Here is a 16,200-nt window from a genome sequence, read left to right on the forward strand (position 1 = left end):
GTGCCTCAGGAGCGGAGGACGGCGTCGAGCGGGATGCGGGCGGGCCGGGGAAGCGGACGGGTCGAGTCGGCCCGGAATGCCTGTAGCAGGTAGGCGACGAGCCGGCGGGAGGCGTCGGGAGCGACCTCGGGCGCCGCGGCGCGCAGCCCGCTGTTGGCCACGAAGACCAGGGGCAGGTCGGCCGGGTCGAAGTCGTGGCGCAGGGCTCCGGCCGCCTGCGCGCGGCGGACCAGTTCCGCCAAGTCGCGGTCGGTCCGCTCCCGCAACGCGGTGAAATCGGTGCTCTGCGGGAACGCGGTGAGGAGCGCCATCGAGAACCCGTGGTTGCCGGCCTGCATGGCGCACACCTGCTCGATCACCCGGCAGAACGCACGCCACGGATCGGGGTCGGAGAGCGCGGCGTCGAGCAGGTCGGCGCACTCTCCCATCTCCCCGGCGAACGCCTCGGCGACCAGCTCCTCCTTGGTGGGGAACCGGCGGTAGAGGGTCGCGACCCCGAGGCCCGCGCGGCGGGCGATCTCGGTCATCGAGACGCCCAGCCCCTCGGCTGCGAGCGCTTCCCGTGCGACCTCGAGGATCCGGGCCCGGTTGGCGGCCGCATCGGTGCGCAACCGAGGCGATGTCGTCGTCACCCTTCTCGCTTTAGACGAAGTGGAAGCCCCAATCCGGATCCGGTGATAGATGTGGAGCATGTCCTCCACTTCGATGCGGTCGGTGACCTACGACCGTTACGGCCCGCCCGATGTCCTGTCCGTGACCACGGGGCCCGTCCCACGTCCGCGCCCGGGTGAGGTGCTGGTCCGGGTGCGGGCGTTGTCGGTGAACGGTGGCGAGACCGCGATGCGGGCAGGGCGGCTCCGACCGTTCAGCGGCAACCGGTTCCCCAAGCGGGTGGGGGTCGACCTGGTCGGCGAGGTCACGCACGCGGCGGGCGGGAGGTTCGCGGAGGGAGACCTGGTCTGGGGAGTGCTGGGGCGGCGCATGGGGACGGCCGCGGAGTTCGTCGCGGTGCCGGTCGACCGGCTCGACCACGTTCCTGCCGGGCTCGACCCGGTGCAGGCGGCCGCGTTGCCGGTCGGGACCACGGCGATCACCGCGTTGCGCGACGTCGCCGCGCTCGCGCCCGGTGAGCGACTGCTGGTCCGCGGCGCGACCGGCGGGGTCGGGTACATCGCCGTGCAGCTCGGGAAGGCCATGGGCGCGCACGTGACCGGGCTGGCGAGCGCGGTGAACCTCGACCTGGTCGCCGAGCTCGGCGCCGACGAGGCGATCGACTACCGCGCGCCCGGTGACCCGGGCCGGTTCGACGTCGTCCTCGACACCGTCGGCACCGACCTGGCGGCCACCCGGCGCCTGCTCACCCCGCACGGGCGGGTGGTCGCGATCGCGTTCGACCTCGACCGGCCCGTCCGCTCGCTGGGCACGATCGCCGTGCACGCGGCGCGCCCGCAGCGCTGGATCCGCGGCTTCAGCGGCAACCCGCGTGCCCCGCTGATGGCCGAGCTCGGCCGCTGGGTGGCGGCCGGGGCGATCCGTCCGCAGGTGGATCGCGTGTTCCCGCTGGCCGAGATCGCCGCTGCCCACCGTGCCCTGGAACAGGGCGGTGTCCGCGGCAAGATCGTCGTTCAGGTCGACTGACCGCCGGGCGGGTGCAGCGCGGCCCTCGCTGCCGTGACCACGGCGTCGGTGACGCGGTCGAGGGCGGTCGAGGACAGTCGCCATTGCTGCCAGTGGAGTGCCACATCGACGACGCTGCGCGGGTCGAGCTCCACGAGCCGGCCGGCACTGCGGTGCTCCGCGCCCTGTTGATCGGGGACCATCCCCCAGCCGAGGCCGAGCCGCACGGCGGTGAGGAACTCCGCGGAGGACGGCACCTGTTGCACGGGCGGCGCGAGGGGTGAACGGGAGCGGCGACGCAGGTAGCGGTGCTGCAGATCGTCCTTGCGATCGAACACGACGACGGGCGCCGCGGCCAGGGCCGACGTGGTCGGGCCGTCGGGGAACCAGCGTTGCGCGAAGGCGGGTTCGGCCAGCGGCCGGTAGCGCATGCGGCCCAGAGGCGTCGAGCGACATCCGGGCACCGGTTCGGCGTCGGCGGTGACCGCGGCCATGACGGTGCCGTCGCGCAGCAGGGCGCTCGTGTGCTCCTGGTCCTCCCGGTGGATCTCGAAGCACAGGGTGTCGGCCAACGGGGCGAGCGCGGGCAGCGCCCACGTCGCGAGGGAGTCGGCGTTCACGGCGATGGGCACGGTCAGCGGCCCGGAGGAGTCGTCGAGGCCGAGCTCGCGGCCGGTGTCGGTGGCGAGGGCCTCGATCTGACGGGCGAGCCGCAGCACCGCGTGGCCGGGCGGCGTGACCACCACGGGTTTGCTCCGGACCAGCAGGACCCGCCCCGTCGCGATCTCGAGCGCCCTGATCCGTTGGCTGATCGCCGACGGTGTGACGTGCAGTCGGCGCGCCGCCGCGTCGAACGTGCCCTCCGCCGCCACCGCGCTCAGGGCGCGCAGCTGTCCGAGGTCCAGATCCATGAACAGAGATGCTAATGGTGCTGCAGAATCATGAACTGGATTACGGGACCCGGGGTGCCTAGCGTCGGGTTGTGCCCTTTCCGTCCGCGCTGATCACCGCCGCCGCCGGGCTGGCACTGGGTCTGTCGCTCATCGTCGCCATCGGCGCCCAGAACGCCTTCGTCCTGCGGCAGGGGCTGCGCCGTGAGCACGTCGCCGTGGTGGCGACGGTCTGCGCGGTCTCTGACGCGGTCCTCGTGGCCGTGGGGGTGATGGGCGCCGGGGCCGCTCTGGACGCCGTGCCGTGGCTGGTGGCCGCCATCCGGATCGCCGGCGCGGTGTTCCTGCTCGGGTACGGGCTCCTCGCGGCGCGCCGGGCCCTGCAGTCCCGCGGCGTGCTCGACGCGGGGGGCGGGGAGATCGCGAACGGGCTCGCCGCCACCGTGGGCGTCTGCCTGGCGCTGACCTGGCTCAACCCGCACGTCTACCTGGACACGGTGGTGCTGCTCGGCGGGATCGCCAACACCCACGGGGACCACCGCTGGTGGTTCGCGGCCGGTGCCGTCGCCGGGAGCGCCTTGTGGTTCGCCGGCCTCGCCTACGGCGCCCGGTACCTCCAGCCCCTGTTCGCCCGACGCGTCGCGTGGCGCGTGCTCGACGCGGTGATCGCCGCCGTGATGGTGTCGCTGGCCGCGGGCCTCGCGAGCGGCGCGATCTGAGCGCCGGACCGGATTCTTCACCGAGCCCGAGCAGTGGAGTTTTCGGCTGGGAACGGACCTACACGCGCGACCGCTGGTTGGAGCTGCCCGCCACCACCGGCGGCCTCACCCCGCTACCTCGCGACGACGGCGGCCCGACCGCCGCCACCCGTGAGGCCCAGCAGGGCTGGTTGCCGTGACTGCCAGGACCCAGTGGGCGCCCTGGGCGTGCAGGTCCCCGGCGTGCTCGCGTTGGGTGTGCAACGCGTCCGCGGTGATCACCACGCCCGTGAGGTCGACGCCGACGAGCGTGTCGAGCAGTGGGGTGAATCGATTGATCTCGCTGGTCTTGCCGGCGGTCTCGGTCGCCACCGCTACCTGCCCGAGCACGACCCGGGGGTGCTGATCGATCACCGCGAGCAGGTGCCGACCCGCCACCTCGGTCCCCTCGTCGGCCACGTGCGTCCTCGCGCGATGTGGTGGTCGGTGCGCTGGTCGGGCCTGTGGAGGTGACCCGGCACATAACGAGTGAGCGCTCGCTCTAATATTGCCGTGTGTCGATCCCCCGACGAGTGGACCGCCGTACGGCGCTGAGTACCACCGCGGTCGCGGTCCTCTCCGGCGTTCTCGCGTCCTGCGGGACCGGCCCGGTTTCCCCCACGAACAGAGACGAGGAAGCATCTCCAATGACCTCCGACGATCCGGTCGAGCGCCTTCGTGAGGCCATCAACTCGCACGATCCGCAGCGCATCGCGGACTGCTTCACCCCGGACTATCGCGCTGAGGTCCCGCACCGGCCTTCGGAGAGCTTCGTCGGCTCGGAGCATGTCGCCATCAACTGGGAAGCCATCCTGTCCCGTCTTCCGGACATCCAGGCCCGCGTGCTGCGCCGGGCCGAGGCCGGAGGCGAGCTGTGGTCGGAGTGGGAGATGACCGGTACGGGTCCCGGTGGCGTCCCGACCGTCCTGTGCGGGCCCGCCATCATGACCGTCGTCCGAGAAGGGCGGATCGCGGCGACGCGCTTTTACCTCAGCCCCGTCGCCGCTCCCTAGCGCGCGGCCGCCGGGTAGCTCCCGGGGGAGGGTCGACGAGGCCGGTCAACGCATCGACGAACCGGCGCTCGTCGACCGGCACCCCCGCGGCCACCAGCGCGGCCATCCCGAGTACGGCGGAGAGCGCGACCTGCGCGACGGCGTCCCGGTCGTCATGCGGGATGCGGTCCACACCGAACAGGTGTGTCAGCTGCTCCTCGAGGCGGAGGTGGACCGGGACGACCTTCGCGGCGAGATCGGACTCGACGGCGGCCTCGCCCCAGACCTGCACCGACAGGCGGGCGTGGTCACCGCCGGGCCTGACCTGGGCGATGAGCCGGGTGAGCAGGTCGCGGGGGTGCTCGACGGGGAACTCGCCGTCGATGTCGCCACCGCGACCCTCACAGACCGCGATGATGAGATCCGCCTTGCTCGGGAAGTACCGGTACACGCCGCCCATCGACAGCCCGGATTCGCGGACGACGTCGTTCATGCTGGTACGGGCGAAACCGCGTTCGGCAAACAGTCGAGAGGCAGCCTCCACGATCTGCCGGCGTCGCGCCGCCAGGTGTTCCTCGCTGACCCGTGGCACCCGTCCCCTTCGCTCGAACCCGGTGCCCGACGGTAGCCGGGTGATGCGTATCGCAGCGACTGACCCTCGGGAACGCACTGATCACAACCGCCGTCGCGCTGCTCACAGCGGCATCGACCCCGCTAACGCGGTGGACCCGTTCCGCCCGGCCGGCAGGGTCGCCGTCAACCCCGACCGACCAGAACCCAGTTCTGCGGCACCTACGACCGCGGCCACGGCAGCCGCGTGTCGGGGTGGCCGGTGGTCCGACCACCGTCCGGTGATCAACGGGGTGTTGTGGCGGCCCCGGACAGGTAGTCCGTGGCGGGACCTGCCTACCTCCTACGGCACCTGGAAGACCGTCTACTCGCGGATCGGGCTCCGCGCCGGATGCGCACGGTGGCCCTACCCCCGCCGCCGGACGCGTCAAGATCTGCAGTATCGGTTGCTCATTGCTGTGATCACGACCATGGACAACCGATACTTCGGATCATGGCAGGGGAGCCGTCGCGAGCTCGTCGGCCGTCAGTGCCGCTCCCCACGCGCCGGCCCAGGGGCCGAGCGTCGCCGGGACGATCGGGGGGATCTGGTGGAACGTCGCGCGCGCCCGCAGCTGCGCGACCGTGGGCTCCAGGATGACGTCGGGCGCCTGCCCCAGCCCGCCCCCGACGACCACGCGCCCGGGGTCGACGGTGGCGAGCATCCCGAGCAGGCCGCGGGCCAGCGCCGCCGTCGCCTCGTCGACGATCGCCGCGGCGCCCGGGTGCCCCGCTCGGGCGGCGGCCACGAGGTCCTGGGCGGTGAGCGCTGCCAGCTCGTCGGGGGAGGCGCAGCCCTCGGCCGTGACGACCTCGCGCCACCGCCGGGCCAGGTGCGCCCCACCGATGAACGTCTCCAGGCAGCCGCGCTGCCGGCACGAGCACAGCCGGCCGTGCTCGTCCTGGCTGATGTGCCCGATCTCGCCGGCCGCGTTGTGCGCCCCGGGCTCCACCACGCCGCGTACGACGTGCGCGCTGCCCACTCCGGTGCCCAGCGCCACGACGTAGGTGTCCTCGTGCCCGCGCCCGGCCCCGAGCACGGCCTCGGCCCGCGCGGCGGCGCGGCCGTCGTGCACGGGCACGACGGGGAAGCCGAGCCGCGCGCGCAGCACGTCGCCGATCGCGAGGCCCGCCAGCCAGGGCAGATTGCTCGAGGTCACGACGACGCCGCGGTCGTCCACGATGCCGGCGACGGTGACGGCCGCGCCGCGCACGCTCCGGCCGGCGACGAACGTCTCGACGTGCGCGGCGAGCTCCTCCAGGGCGCCCGCGCCGCGCGGCGTGGGGACCCGGGTCTGCGCCACGGGCGCGGCCTCCCGGACGCCGGCCGCCGCGAGCAGCAGCTTGGTCGAGCTGCCGCCGTAGTCGATCCCCAGCACGTGGTCGGTCACGCCGCAACTCCGTGAACGGCGGCCAGCAGCCGGCAGGCCAGCTCGGGGTCGGTGCTCGAGAACCGTCCGGCCTCGGGGGAGGACCCGAGGCTCACGCCCGCCTGGTCGCCGTGCACGCGGCTCGCGGAGGCGTGCACGGCATCGACCCCGGTGGCCGCGAGCGCCGCGACCGACTCCGGCGTCACACCGCTGCCGGCCATCACCTCCACCCGGCCTGCGGCGGCCGCGACCATCGCCCGCAGGACGGGCAGGCCGTCGAGCACGGCGGCCGCGCCACCGGAAGTGAGGACGCGGCGCACGCCGGTGCCCACGAGGGCGGCGACGGCGGCGGCCGGATCGGGCAGGGTGTCCACGACCCGGTGCACGGTGACGTCGAGGCCCCCGGCGGCCTCGGTGGCCCGCGCGATCACGTCGAGGTCGAGCACGGGAGCACCGGCGGCGTCGGTGGTGGCCGCGCCGACCACGATCCCGTCCGCACCGTGCCTCGCGGCAGCGCGGCAGTCGGCCAGCAGCACCGCCAGCTCGTCGTCGTCGTAGGTGAACCCGCCGGCGCGGGGCCGGACGAGGACGTGCACGCCGGGGCCGCCCGCGTCCCGGGCGGCCACGGCGGCGTCGATGAGACTCGCGGGCGGGGTCAGCCCGCCGAGAGCCAGCGCGGTGCACAGCTCGATCCGTTCGGGCCGGACCCGGGCCGCGACCCGGATGCCGCGGACGTCCTGCACGGCGAGTTCCAGGGTCAGGCTCATGTCAGCACCGTCGCGGTGAGATCGGGGTCGGCGTCGAACGCGTCGAACGGGAACATCGGCCGCGCGATGCGGGAATGGCCGAGGCGCTCCAGGTCCTGGTCCACGGGCCCCGGCGTCAGCGCGAGCGTCCAGCCGCGGGCGATGTCGTACAGCGTGGGTTCGAGGTAGCCGATCTTCGTGACGATCGCCTGCGCCTCGGTGGGCTCCAGCCCCAGCGCGCGGAAGTCCTCGACGGCGTGGAACGCCTTGCGGAACTCCGTGACGATCACGCGCAGCCCGCCGACGGCGATCACGGCGATCCGCCCGGCGTGCGGGTCGCCCGCGGTCAGGGAGGCGAGGGTGCCGGTGATGCGGACCGGCCCGCTCACGCGACTGTCCACGCGGGCACCGGCCTCGACGGAGACCTCGTCGCCGATCGCGCGGGCGGCCAGCTCCTCGACCGCCCCGGCGTCGAAGATCGAGGCGACGTACACCGGCGGTGCGTCCGCGGCGGTCAGCTCCGGCATGGCGAGCAGGCGGGTGAGCGTCCACGTGACGTCGCCGCTGCCGCCCGCGCCCGGGTTGTCGCCGGAGTCGCTGATCAGGTACGGCGTCTCGCTCGCGGCCAGCGCCTTCTCCACGCCGTCGGCGAGCGTGCCGGGCGGGCCGACGAACGCGAACCCCTCACGCACCGACCACAGGTGGCGCGCGATCCCCTCCGCCTCGGTCGCCACCACGTCGGCGTCCGAGCCGGTGACGACCACGCTCGCGTGGCAGCGCGGCTCGTCGGCCCAGGCGTAGCCGATCCAGATCGAGGCGTCGAGGACGCCGTCGCGCCGCTCGACGTCGGCGAGCGAGGCGTACAGGCTCCGCGCCGGCTCGACGCGGGTGGAGGTCTTCTCGCCCGGCAGCAGGATCGGCACCTTCACCCAGGCGCGGACCGGGCGGGTGCCTTCCCGCAGCTGAGCCACGAGGTTGCGGGCGGTGCGCTCGCGGGTCTCCCACGCGTCCTCGTGCGGGGCGAGCCGGTAGCAGGTGGGCAGGTCGACCAGCTCGAAGAAGCGCGGCGAGATGTTGCCGTGCAGGTCCATCGTCGCGCCGACGAGAACGTCGGGCCCGAGGACGGCGCGCACGGCCGTGACGAGGTCGCCCTCGGCGTCGTCCATGCCGACCACGCTCATCGCGCCGTGCACGTCCAGGTAGACCGCGTCGATGCGCTCCTGCGCGTGCAGCGCGGCGAGGCCGGCGACGATCCGCTCGCGGTAGTCCTCGTAGACCTCCGTCTCGACGGCGCCACCGGGGATGGAGCGGGCGTAGAACACTCCCCGCCAGTCGGCGGCCTCGCGCAGCGGGGAACCGGGCGCGAGGAACGGGTAGCGGGCGACGAGCGCGTCGCCGGTGAGGCGGTGGAAGTCCCGGTGGCCGGCGCGGTGCGCGGCGTAGGCCGACGACTCGATGGCCATGCCGGCGATGGCGATGCGTGGCGTGCTCAGGGTCATGCTCCTTGCGGGTGGTCGAGCAGTGTCAGAGCGCGGCGAGGCGCAGTTCGCGTCGGCGGCGCTGCTCGACGGGGTCCAGGGAGGGCGCGGCGGCCACGAGGGCGCGCGAGTAGGGCTCGCGCGGGGCGCCGAGCACGCGGTCGGCGGGCCCGTGCTCGACGATCACGCCGCCGCGCATGACGGCCACGCGGTCGGCGATCTCGTGCACCACGGCGAGGTCGTGGCTGATGAACAGGCAGCCGAAGCCGAGCTCGGCGTGCAGGTCCCGCAGCACGTCGAGGACCTGCTGCTGCACGGAGACGTCCAGCGCGCTGGTCGGCTCGTCGGCGATCAGCAGGCCGGGGCGCAGGGCGAGCGCGCGCGCCAGTGCGACGCGCTGGCGCTGCCCGCCCGACAGCTCGTGCGGGTAGCGGTCGAGGGTGCCGCCGGGCAGCCGGACCGAGTCGAGCAGGGCGGTGACGCGCTTGCGGCGCTCCGCCCGGTTCGGCCGGCCCGCGACGTCCGGGTGCATCCGGAACGGCTCGGCCACCGACTCGCCCACGGTCATGCGCGGGTCCAGCGAGCCGGCCGGGTCCTGGAACACGATGCCGATCCGCGCGCGGAGCAACCGGGCGCGGCGACCGTGGCCCGTGAGCGCCGACCCCAGCACCGACGCGGAACCCGCCGCGATCGGCACGAGCCCGACCGCGGCCCGCGCGAGCGTCGACTTGCCCGAGCCGGACTCGCCCACCACCCCGACGATCTCCCGCGCGCCGACGACGAGGTCGATGTCGGAGACGGCGCGGAACGCGCGCCGGCCGCGGCCGTAGTCGACGGACACACCCTTGAGGCTCAGGGCGTCCCCGTCCATCGGGGCGACCTCGTCGGCCGCGGCGGGTTCGGCCGCGAGCCGGGGCAGCTCGGGCACCGCGGCGAGGAGCCGGATCGTGTAGCCGTCGGCCGGTGCGGTGAGGACCTGCTGCACCGGCCCCTGCTCGACGACCCGCCCCTGGTACATGACGGCGACGTCGTCGGCGATGTCGGCCACCACGCCCATGTTGTGGGTGATGAGGAACAGGGCGGCGCCGCGCTCCTGCACCAGGCGGCGCAGCAGGTCGAGGATCTCGGCCTGGACCGTGACGTCGAGCGCGGTGGTCGGCTCGTCGGCGATGATCACCTCGGGCTCGCAGGCGATCGCGATGGCGATGACGACGCGCTGGCGCTGCCCGCCGGAGAACTCGTGCGGGTAGCGGCCGGCGCGGGCGGCGGCGTCGGGGATGCCGACCTCGGTGAGCAGCTCGACGGCCCGCGCGGCCGCGGTCTCCCTGTCCGTGCCGTGGTTGCGCAACGCCTCGGCCACCTGCGCCCCGACGGTCATGCTCGGGTTGAGCGCGGTGGCCGGCTCCTGGAACACCATGCCGACGCGGGCGCCGCGCACCCGGCGCAGGCCCTCCCCGGTCAGGCCGAGCACGTCGGTGCCGCCGACGCTGACGCGGCCGCTGGTCCGGGCGTTGCGCGGCAGCAGCCCGAGCACCGACATGGCGGTGACGCTCTTGCCGGATCCGGACTCCCCGACGAGCGCGAGGACGCGGCCGCGCTGCAGCGCGAGCCGCACGCCGCGGACGGCGGGCACGTCGCCCTCGTCGGTGGCGAACGTGACGTGCAGGTCGTCGACCTCGAGCGCAGCCGTGGCGGAGAGGGTCGTCATGCGCGCTTCCCCTTCACGTCGAGCATGTCGCGCAGGCCGTCGCCGATGAAGTTGAAGGCGCACACCACGGCGACGATGGCCAGCCCGGCGGGGAAGATCAGCCACCACGCGCCCGAGTAGACGAGGCCCACGCCGGAGCTGAGCATCGCTCCCCAGTCCGTGGCCGGCGGTTGCACGCCCATGCCGAGGAAGCTGATGTAGGCGACGAGCAGGATCGCGTCCGCCACCTGGAACGTGGCGTTGACGACCACCGTGCCGATGGTGTTCGGGACGATGTGGCGCAGCACCGCCCGCCGGTGGGTGCCGCCGCCGGCCCGGACGGCGAGCACGTACTCGCGCGTCTTGAGCGACACCGACTCGGCACGCACCAGCCGCGCCGGCACCAGCCACGACACCAGGCCGATGACGACGATCAGCAGCGGCACGGTCGGGCGGGTGATGGCCGAGACGACGAGCAGCAGGAAGATCGCGGGGATGGCGATGCCGGCGTCGACCACGCGCATCATCACGGCGTCCACCCAGCCGCCGACGTAACCGGCGGTGGCGCCCCAGAGCGTCCCGATCAGCGTGGCGAGCACGCCTGCGGAGAGGCCGACGAGCAGCGAGATCTGCCCGCCCTGCATGAGCCTGCCGAGCACGTCGTAGCCGACGGAGTCGGTGCCGAGCAGGTGCGTGGCCGACGGCGGCAGGTTGGCCTCGGCGAGGTTCGTGTGCACCTGGTCGGTCGGGTGCACGAGCGGGCCGACGACGCTGAACAGGATGAGGAGGGCGAGCACGACGAGGCCGACCACGGCCATCCGGTTCGCGAGGAACCGGCGCATCGCGCGACCGCGGGGCACGGGGCGGATTCCGGCATCGGGCGTCGAGGTCACTGCAGGCCTCCTCGGGTGCGCGGGTCGATCGCGGCCTGGAGCAGGTCCGCGAGCAGCGACCCGATGACGGTGGCGATCGCGATGACGAGGACGCAGCCGAGCAGCACCGGGAAGTCCCCGGCCTGGGCCGAGCTCCAGAACAGCAGGCCCATCCCCGGGTAGTTGTAGAGCTGCTCGACGACGAGCGCGCCGCCGAAGATCACGGGGATCTGGTAGCCGAGCATCGCCACGACGGGCGTGAGGGAGTTGCGCAGGACGTGGCGGCGCAGCAGCGCGGCCTCGGGGGTGCCCTTGGCACGCGCGGTGCGGACGTAGTCCTCGGCGAGGTTGTCGATGGTCGAGGACCGCGTGTACCGGCTGAACGTCGCGACGGCCACCAGCGCCCCGGTGAGGACCGGCAGCACGAGCGCGCGGGGCTCACCGAGGACAGCGAGCACCGTGCGGCCCTGCGGTGCGAGCGCCGGGAACCAGCCCAGCCACTGCGAGAGCACCACGATGAGGATCAGCCCGAGGAAGAAGCTGGGCGTGGAGTACAGCACCACGGCGAACGTCGTGGCCGAGTAGTCGAAGCCGGAACCGCGGCGGGCGGCCTGCCGCACGCCCAGCGGCAGCGCGACCGCCAGCGCCACGACGAGCGACAGCCCGGTGAGCAGCAGCGTCTTGGGGAGCCGCTGCGCGATGGCGTCGGCCACCGGCTGGTTCATCACGAAGGAGTCGCCGAGGTCCCCGGTCAGGAGCCGGCCGAGGAACGCGAGGTACTGCTGGGGCAGGGGCTGGTCGAACCCGTTGGCCGCGTTGAACGCCGCGATCTGCTCGGGCGTGGCCGTCTGCCCGAGGACCCCGCGCGCGGGGCCCCCGGGCAGCGCCTGGAGGAGCAGGAACACCACCACGGTCACGAGCAGGACGACGAGCACGGCCTGGCCGGTGCGCCGCAGGACGAAGCGCAGCAGGGGGTTCATGGTCGTGGTGGTGCTCATGGCTCTCCTCAGCCCTCCCAGCCCCAGCGCTGCGGGTAGAAGTTGGCGCCCGGGTCCTGCGTGGTGCCCGTCAGGCCCTCGGCGATGACCGAGACCTGGTAGACGGGGTTGGGCAGCCACATGACCGGCAGGTCCTGGGCCAGCATGGCCGAGTACTGCGCCATCGTCCCGGGCTCGTTGCTGAGCACGGCCGCCGACAGCAGGGCGTCGGCCTCGGGGTTGGAGTAGTTGCCGAAGTTGGCCGTGCCGCCGGTGCCGAAGATGCGCTCACCGGTCGGGTAGGCGCCGAAGTACCAGCTGCCCGCGGTGCCGAAGTAGCTCAGCTGCCACGTGCACTCCGGGTCGCCCGCCTCGCACGGGACGGTGCGGGAGAGCACCTGGTTGAGCGGCGCCTGCTCGAGGTAGACGCCCACCCCGACCTGCTGCAGCGCCGACTGGATCTCGGCGAACTGGTTGTCGGTCTCCTGGGAGCCGCTCTGCACGAGGAACGTGAGCTCCAACTTCGTGCCCGCCGCGATGCCCTCGCCGCACTGGTCGGCGCCCGCGCCGGGGTTGGTGCACGCGAGCACGCCGTCCGGGCCCGGCGTCCAGCCGTGGGTGGTGAAGAGCTGCGTGGCGGCCGCGGGGTCGAACGGGTAGGGGTTGTTCGCCTGGACGTCCGACAGGTAGTCGCTCTTCGGCTCCTGTGGCACCGGGCCGTAGCCCGGGTCGGCCGCGCCGTGCCACACGACGTCGGAGATGCCGACCTGGTCGACCGCGTGCTGCAGCGCCTGGCGCACGTAGAGCTGGGAGAAGACGGCGCCCATCTGGGGGTGGTGGAAGTTGTAGGGCATGTACGTGACCGACCACCCGGTCCACGGCTCGACCCGGTAGCCCAGGCCCGTGTACTGCTGCTGCTGGGCGAGCGCCGAGCTCGGGATGTAGCCGTAGTCGACCGACTTGGCGCGCACCGCGTTGACCTCGGCGTCGGCGCTCGTGAACGGCAGGAGGTTGACCTCGTCGGCGTGGGCCGGGTCGGTGCCGTTGTAAGCCTGGTTGCGCACGAGCTTCACCTGGCCGTTCGCCGCGTACTCCTCGGCGGTGAACGGCCCGGAGACCACGTCCCACAGCGGGTTGGTCTCGTAGGAGGCGAGGTCCTCGGCCTCGGCCACGAGGTAGTCGAAGATCTGCCGTGCCTGGGCCGGGTCGCGGTCACCGTCGCCGACCGCGCCGTCGTCGCCGGTCTTCGCCCACGCGTGCTGGGGCAGCGGCGCGATGAGGGTGAGCTGCGTGGAGGTGAACCACTGCTGGTTGTAGGCCTGGTCGAGCGTGAGCACGACCGTCGACGGGTCCGGCGTCTCGACCGCCGTGACGTTGTCGGGCATCTTCCCCTCGGCGTAGGAGGCCCAGCCGTCCTTGCCCGCCTTGATCAGGTTGAACCAGAACTCGACGTCGCGGGAGGTGACGGGTTGCCCGTCGCTCCAGTTCATGCCCTTGAGCTTGAGCGTCACCTGCGTGCCGTCCGCGGACCACTGGATGGACTCGGCGGTCGAGGCGGCCTCGTCCAGCGCGACCTCGCCCGTGCTGCCGTTGAACTCGACCAGCGAGGGCCACATCGACTCGTAGATCGAGATGTTGTGGGTGGCCAGCGTGCCCGGAACGCCGATCGGCAGGATCCAGTTCGGCGTGGCGTTGGCCGGGAGCGCGTAGTTGACGACGGAGCCGTCGCCGCCGCTCTCGTCGCCGCCGGAGCCGCAGGCAGCAAGGGCCATCGCCGCGGCGACCGCCAAGGCGGTGCCGCGCGCGAGCCGCGCGGCGAGTCGGGGTCGGGACACTACTTCCTCCATTGCTGGCAAAAGTTCCTGCAAGATGGCAATATGCAACCAGCATCACGCCGCGTCCAACAGCCCTTCGCCGTTACGGACCGATAAATTCAGCCGCGGCAAAACCGGCGAATCGGACGCCTGGTGGTGAACTTCGTTCGTTCGTGGAAGAGGGGTCATGTCCGGAGCCACCGTGGCCATCGTCGAGCTCGTCGCCACCGGCCAGGCCGTCACCCGCGCCGAGATCGGCAAGGCACTGGGCTGGGCGCCCTCCACCGTGTCGCTGCGCGTGGGGCAGCTGCTGGCCTCGGGCGTGCTGCACGAGGCCGACCTCGCGCCCTCACGTGGCGGCCGGCCGGGACGGATCCTGCGGCTGCGCGACGACGGCGGCTGCGTCGTCGTCGCGGACGTCGGCGGCCACCACGCGCGCGCCGCGGTCGTCGACCTCACCGGTGCGCTGCGCGACGTGGCCGAGGTCGAGGTCGACGTCACGGAGGGGCCGGACGCCACGCTCGACCGGATCATCGGGGCGTGGGACTCGGCTGCGCGGGGCAGCACGGTCACGGCGGCGGGGCTGTCGCTGCCCGCCCCCGTCGACGCCGAGCGCGGCGCCGTCGTGCAGGCCTCGCGGATGCCGGGCTGGAACGACGTCGCCGTCGGGGAACGGGTCACCGCGCGGCTCGGCGTGCCCACCGTCGTCGAGAACGACGCCAACGCGATGGCCCTCGGCGAGCACTACGCCCGCCCCGACCACGCCCGCGACTCCGTCACCGTCAAGGCGGGCACCGCGATCGGCTGCGGCCTGGTCGTCGGCGGCCGGATCTACCCCGGCTCCTCGGCCGGCGCCGGCAACATCACCCACACCCGCGTGGACGTCGCCAGCGCCACCCCGTGCTCGTGCGGCAACCTCGGCTGCCTGGAGACGGTGTCCTCCGGGGCGGGCATCGTCCGGCTGCTGCACGCCCGCGGGATCGAGGTCGGCTCCACCGGCGAGGTCGTGCGCCGGGCCCAGGACGGCGATCCCGAGGTCTCCGCGCTGGTCCGCGCGGCGGGCGGCTACCTCGGCGCCGTGCTGTGCACCGTGGTCAACCTCGTCAACCCCGGCGCCGTCTACCTCGGCGGCGCGCTGTCCGCGGTCGAGCCGTTCGTGGCGGCGGTCCGCGGGCGCGTCTACGAGGGGTCGCACCCCATCGCCACCGGTCAGCTCGTCATCGACGCGACCGTCACCGGGCCGGACGCGGGCGTGGTGGGGATGGGCCGCCTCGCCGTCGCCGCGGCGCACCGGGGCACGGCGGCGTAGCCCGATCCCGCCGTGACTGTGACGACCGCCTTACCGGGTGGTCGAGCAGTAACGATCACGGCCTCGCGCGTCGATCAGATGCCGGAGCCTCCGCCCGGAAGCTCGTACTTGCACGTAGATGGAGTGCCTCGGATGAGGACCGGTGGGAAGCTGCTGATCGGCTTCGTCGGAATCGTCGTGATCCTCGGAGCCTGCAGCCGGGCCGACGAGGACCCGGCAGCGCAGCCCCCGGCCTCCGGCAGCGTCGCGGCGGCGGGAACGGCGTCCGTCGCGCAGCCGGCTGCCCTCCCGGCGCCGGGCGAGGCGCGGTGCCACTCCGGCGACACCGTGTACGACGGCGACGACACCTGCCACCCGGGCGGCGAGCTCGTCACCGTGCGCCGCATCGTCGACGGCGACACCCTCGAGATCATGGACGGGCGCCGCGTCCGGCTCCTCGGCGCCGACGCCCCCGAGGTGGGAACCTGCGCCGGCCCGGGCGCCACCGAGCACACGCGCTCGCTCGTCGAAGGCCACGTGGTGAAGCTCCACACCGAGCCCGGGGTGGACGTCGACCAGCACGGGCGCTTCCTGCGCTACGTCCAGTACGCCGCGGTCGCCGACCGGGACGACCAGCCGATCTACGCCAACGATCTCGGCAAGTCCCTCGTGCTCGGCGGGTGGGCGACGCCCGTGGGGCGTAGCGACGCGAACGCCACCTACGAGAAGAGCCTCGACGGCGCCGAGCGCATCGCGGAGTACCGGCCGGAGGGCATGTACGGCCCGCCGTGCGGCGAACCGCTGGTCTACGGCGACGGCACCTGACCTCTGGGGCGTCGGCAGCGCGCTCCACTCAGGCGCGAGGTCGCCCGCCTGGACGCGGTGTACGAGCAGAAGACGCTCAACGACCCGCGCGCGGACCCGTCGCTGCCCTGGTGGGCCAGGCGCTGGTGAAGGCGGCATGGTCGTGTCAGGGGTTCCGGCGGGGTTTCTGTTCCGGGTCGATCCATTTCGGTGGGATGAACTCCGGTAACCCGTCACGGATCCGCACCACCTATCCGGAATCGTGGATCAGGCGGTGGTGGACTTTGCACAGACTGACCAGGTTGTTCAGTTCGGTGGG

Annotated in this window: 16 protein-coding genes and 1 pseudogene; 6 read left to right on the forward strand and 11 right to left on the reverse strand. The window is 73.3% G+C overall.

The features are described from left to right. Positions 1–5: 5 nt before the first annotated feature. A complete protein-coding gene (locus CFP66_RS42450; RefSeq protein ID WP_233160174.1) occupies positions 6–632 on the reverse strand; it encodes a TetR/AcrR family transcriptional regulator in 627 nt (208 codons plus the stop codon). Positions 633–705: 73 nt separating this feature from the next. Between CFP66_RS42450 and CFP66_RS42455 the strand changes: the two genes are divergently transcribed. Beyond that, entirely contained in the window at positions 706–1,638 is a 933-nt protein-coding gene (locus CFP66_RS42455; protein ID WP_233160183.1) for an NAD(P)-dependent alcohol dehydrogenase, read from the forward strand. Here CFP66_RS42455 and CFP66_RS42460 read toward each other — a convergent pair. After that, positions 1,626–2,528 carry a LysR family transcriptional regulator ArgP gene (locus CFP66_RS42460; RefSeq protein ID WP_094931035.1) on the reverse strand — a complete coding sequence of 301 codons (903 nt, stop codon included), beginning with the start codon at positions 2,526–2,528 and terminating at the stop codon, positions 1,626–1,628. The two genes, CFP66_RS42455 and CFP66_RS42460, sit on opposite strands and share 13 nt — an antisense overlap. A 71-nt stretch (positions 2,529–2,599) precedes the next feature. Here CFP66_RS42460 and CFP66_RS42465 point away from each other — a divergent pair, with 71 nt between their 5' ends. Beyond that, a complete protein-coding gene (locus tag CFP66_RS42465) occupies positions 2,600–3,226 on the forward strand; it encodes a LysE/ArgO family amino acid transporter (RefSeq protein ID WP_094931036.1) in 627 nt (208 codons plus the stop codon). A 105-nt stretch (positions 3,227–3,331) separates the two neighbouring features. On the opposite strand, the gene CFP66_RS50555 is transcribed toward CFP66_RS42465, so the two are convergent. Beyond that, positions 3,332–3,664, reverse strand: coding sequence for a transposase (locus CFP66_RS50555; RefSeq protein WP_198962050.1), 333 nt, complete (start codon positions 3,662–3,664; stop codon positions 3,332–3,334). 227 nt (positions 3,665–3,891) lie between these two features. Here CFP66_RS50555 and CFP66_RS42475 point away from each other — a divergent pair, with 227 nt between their 5' ends. After that, positions 3,892–4,257, forward strand: a complete 366-nt coding sequence (locus CFP66_RS42475; protein ID WP_094931037.1) for a nuclear transport factor 2 family protein — start codon at positions 3,892–3,894, stop codon at positions 4,255–4,257. On the opposite strand, the gene CFP66_RS42480 is transcribed toward CFP66_RS42475, so the two are convergent. Next, complete coding sequence (locus CFP66_RS42480; protein WP_369805276.1) at positions 4,235–4,906, reverse strand: TetR/AcrR family transcriptional regulator; 672 nt, start codon at positions 4,904–4,906, stop codon at positions 4,235–4,237. The two genes, CFP66_RS42475 and CFP66_RS42480, sit on opposite strands and share 23 nt — an antisense overlap. Positions 4,907–5,057: 151 nt before the next feature. Here CFP66_RS42480 and CFP66_RS42485 point away from each other — a divergent pair. Then, positions 5,058–5,180, forward strand: a pseudogene (locus CFP66_RS42485) (transposase); the annotation flags it as partial. Positions 5,181–5,297: 117 nt separating this feature from the next. Here the strand turns inward: CFP66_RS42485 and CFP66_RS42490 are convergent. Genes CFP66_RS42490 through CFP66_RS42520 form a run of 7 tightly spaced genes read right to left on the reverse strand, consistent with a single transcriptional unit; the run spans position 5,298 to position 13,810 of the window. After that, positions 5,298–6,236: an ROK family protein gene (locus CFP66_RS42490; RefSeq protein WP_158228436.1), complete on the reverse strand. Its 939-nt coding sequence runs from the start codon at positions 6,234–6,236 to the stop codon at positions 5,298–5,300. Continuing rightward, positions 6,233–6,982, reverse strand: coding sequence for a copper homeostasis protein CutC (locus tag CFP66_RS42495; protein WP_094931039.1), 750 nt, complete (start codon positions 6,980–6,982; stop codon positions 6,233–6,235). The genes CFP66_RS42490 and CFP66_RS42495 overlap by 4 nt, the downstream gene beginning before the upstream one ends. Then, the gene (locus tag CFP66_RS42500) at positions 6,979–8,460 is read right to left on the reverse strand and encodes a M81 family metallopeptidase (RefSeq protein ID WP_094931040.1); all 1,482 of its coding nucleotides are present in this window, start codon (positions 8,458–8,460) and stop codon (positions 6,979–6,981) included. Before CFP66_RS42500 ends, CFP66_RS42495 begins: the two co-directional genes overlap by 4 nt. A gap of 25 nt (positions 8,461–8,485) precedes the next feature. Beyond that, complete coding sequence (locus tag CFP66_RS42505; RefSeq protein WP_094931041.1) at positions 8,486–10,147, reverse strand: ABC transporter ATP-binding protein; 1,662 nt, start codon at positions 10,145–10,147, stop codon at positions 8,486–8,488. Next, a complete protein-coding gene (locus CFP66_RS42510) occupies positions 10,144–11,019 on the reverse strand; it encodes an ABC transporter permease (protein WP_233160176.1) in 876 nt (291 codons plus the stop codon). Before CFP66_RS42510 ends, CFP66_RS42505 begins: the two co-directional genes overlap by 4 nt. Next, on the reverse strand, positions 11,016–11,996 hold the full coding sequence (locus tag CFP66_RS42515) for an ABC transporter permease (RefSeq protein WP_233160178.1): 981 nt from the start codon (positions 11,994–11,996) through the stop codon (positions 11,016–11,018). Before CFP66_RS42515 ends, CFP66_RS42510 begins: the two co-directional genes overlap by 4 nt. A gap of 8 nt (positions 11,997–12,004) precedes the next feature. Next, the gene (locus CFP66_RS42520) at positions 12,005–13,810 is read right to left on the reverse strand and encodes a peptide ABC transporter substrate-binding protein (RefSeq protein WP_233160180.1); all 1,806 of its coding nucleotides are present in this window, start codon (positions 13,808–13,810) and stop codon (positions 12,005–12,007) included. Positions 13,811–13,976: 166 nt separating this feature from the next. Here CFP66_RS42520 and CFP66_RS42525 point away from each other — a divergent pair, with 166 nt between their 5' ends. Further along, positions 13,977–15,098: an ROK family protein gene (locus CFP66_RS42525; RefSeq protein ID WP_094931043.1), complete on the forward strand. Its 1,122-nt coding sequence runs from the start codon at positions 13,977–13,979 to the stop codon at positions 15,096–15,098. Between the two features lie 132 nt (positions 15,099–15,230). Then, a complete protein-coding gene (locus CFP66_RS42530; protein WP_094931044.1) occupies positions 15,231–15,902 on the forward strand; it encodes a thermonuclease family protein in 672 nt (223 codons plus the stop codon). Positions 15,903–16,200: the final 298 nt, after the last annotated feature.

The organism is Pseudonocardia sp. MH-G8, from assembly GCF_002262885.1.
In the GTDB taxonomy this organism is placed as follows: Bacteria; Actinomycetota; Actinomycetes; order Mycobacteriales; family Pseudonocardiaceae; genus Pseudonocardia.

Coding starts and splice junctions, on each gene's coding strand:
- CFP66_RS42530 (WP_094931044.1), top strand. CDS start 15,231: ATGAGGACCGGTGGGAAGCTGCTGATCGGCTTCGTCGGAATCGTCGTG.
- CFP66_RS42515 (WP_233160178.1), bottom strand. CDS start 11,996: ATGAGCACCACCACGACCATGAACCCCCTGCTGCGCTTCGTCCTGCGG.
- CFP66_RS42455 (WP_233160183.1), top strand. CDS start 706: ATGCGGTCGGTGACCTACGACCGTTACGGCCCGCCCGATGTCCTGTCC.
- CFP66_RS42505 (WP_094931041.1), bottom strand. CDS start 10,147: ATGACGACCCTCTCCGCCACGGCTGCGCTCGAGGTCGACGACCTGCAC.
- CFP66_RS42500 (WP_094931040.1), bottom strand. CDS start 8,460: ATGACCCTGAGCACGCCACGCATCGCCATCGCCGGCATGGCCATCGAG.
- CFP66_RS42525 (WP_094931043.1), top strand. CDS start 13,977: ATGTCCGGAGCCACCGTGGCCATCGTCGAGCTCGTCGCCACCGGCCAG.
- CFP66_RS42475 (WP_094931037.1), top strand. CDS start 3,892: ATGACCTCCGACGATCCGGTCGAGCGCCTTCGTGAGGCCATCAACTCG.
- CFP66_RS42460 (WP_094931035.1), bottom strand. CDS start 2,528: ATGGATCTGGACCTCGGACAGCTGCGCGCCCTGAGCGCGGTGGCGGCG.
- CFP66_RS42495 (WP_094931039.1), bottom strand. CDS start 6,982: ATGAGCCTGACCCTGGAACTCGCCGTGCAGGACGTCCGCGGCATCCGG.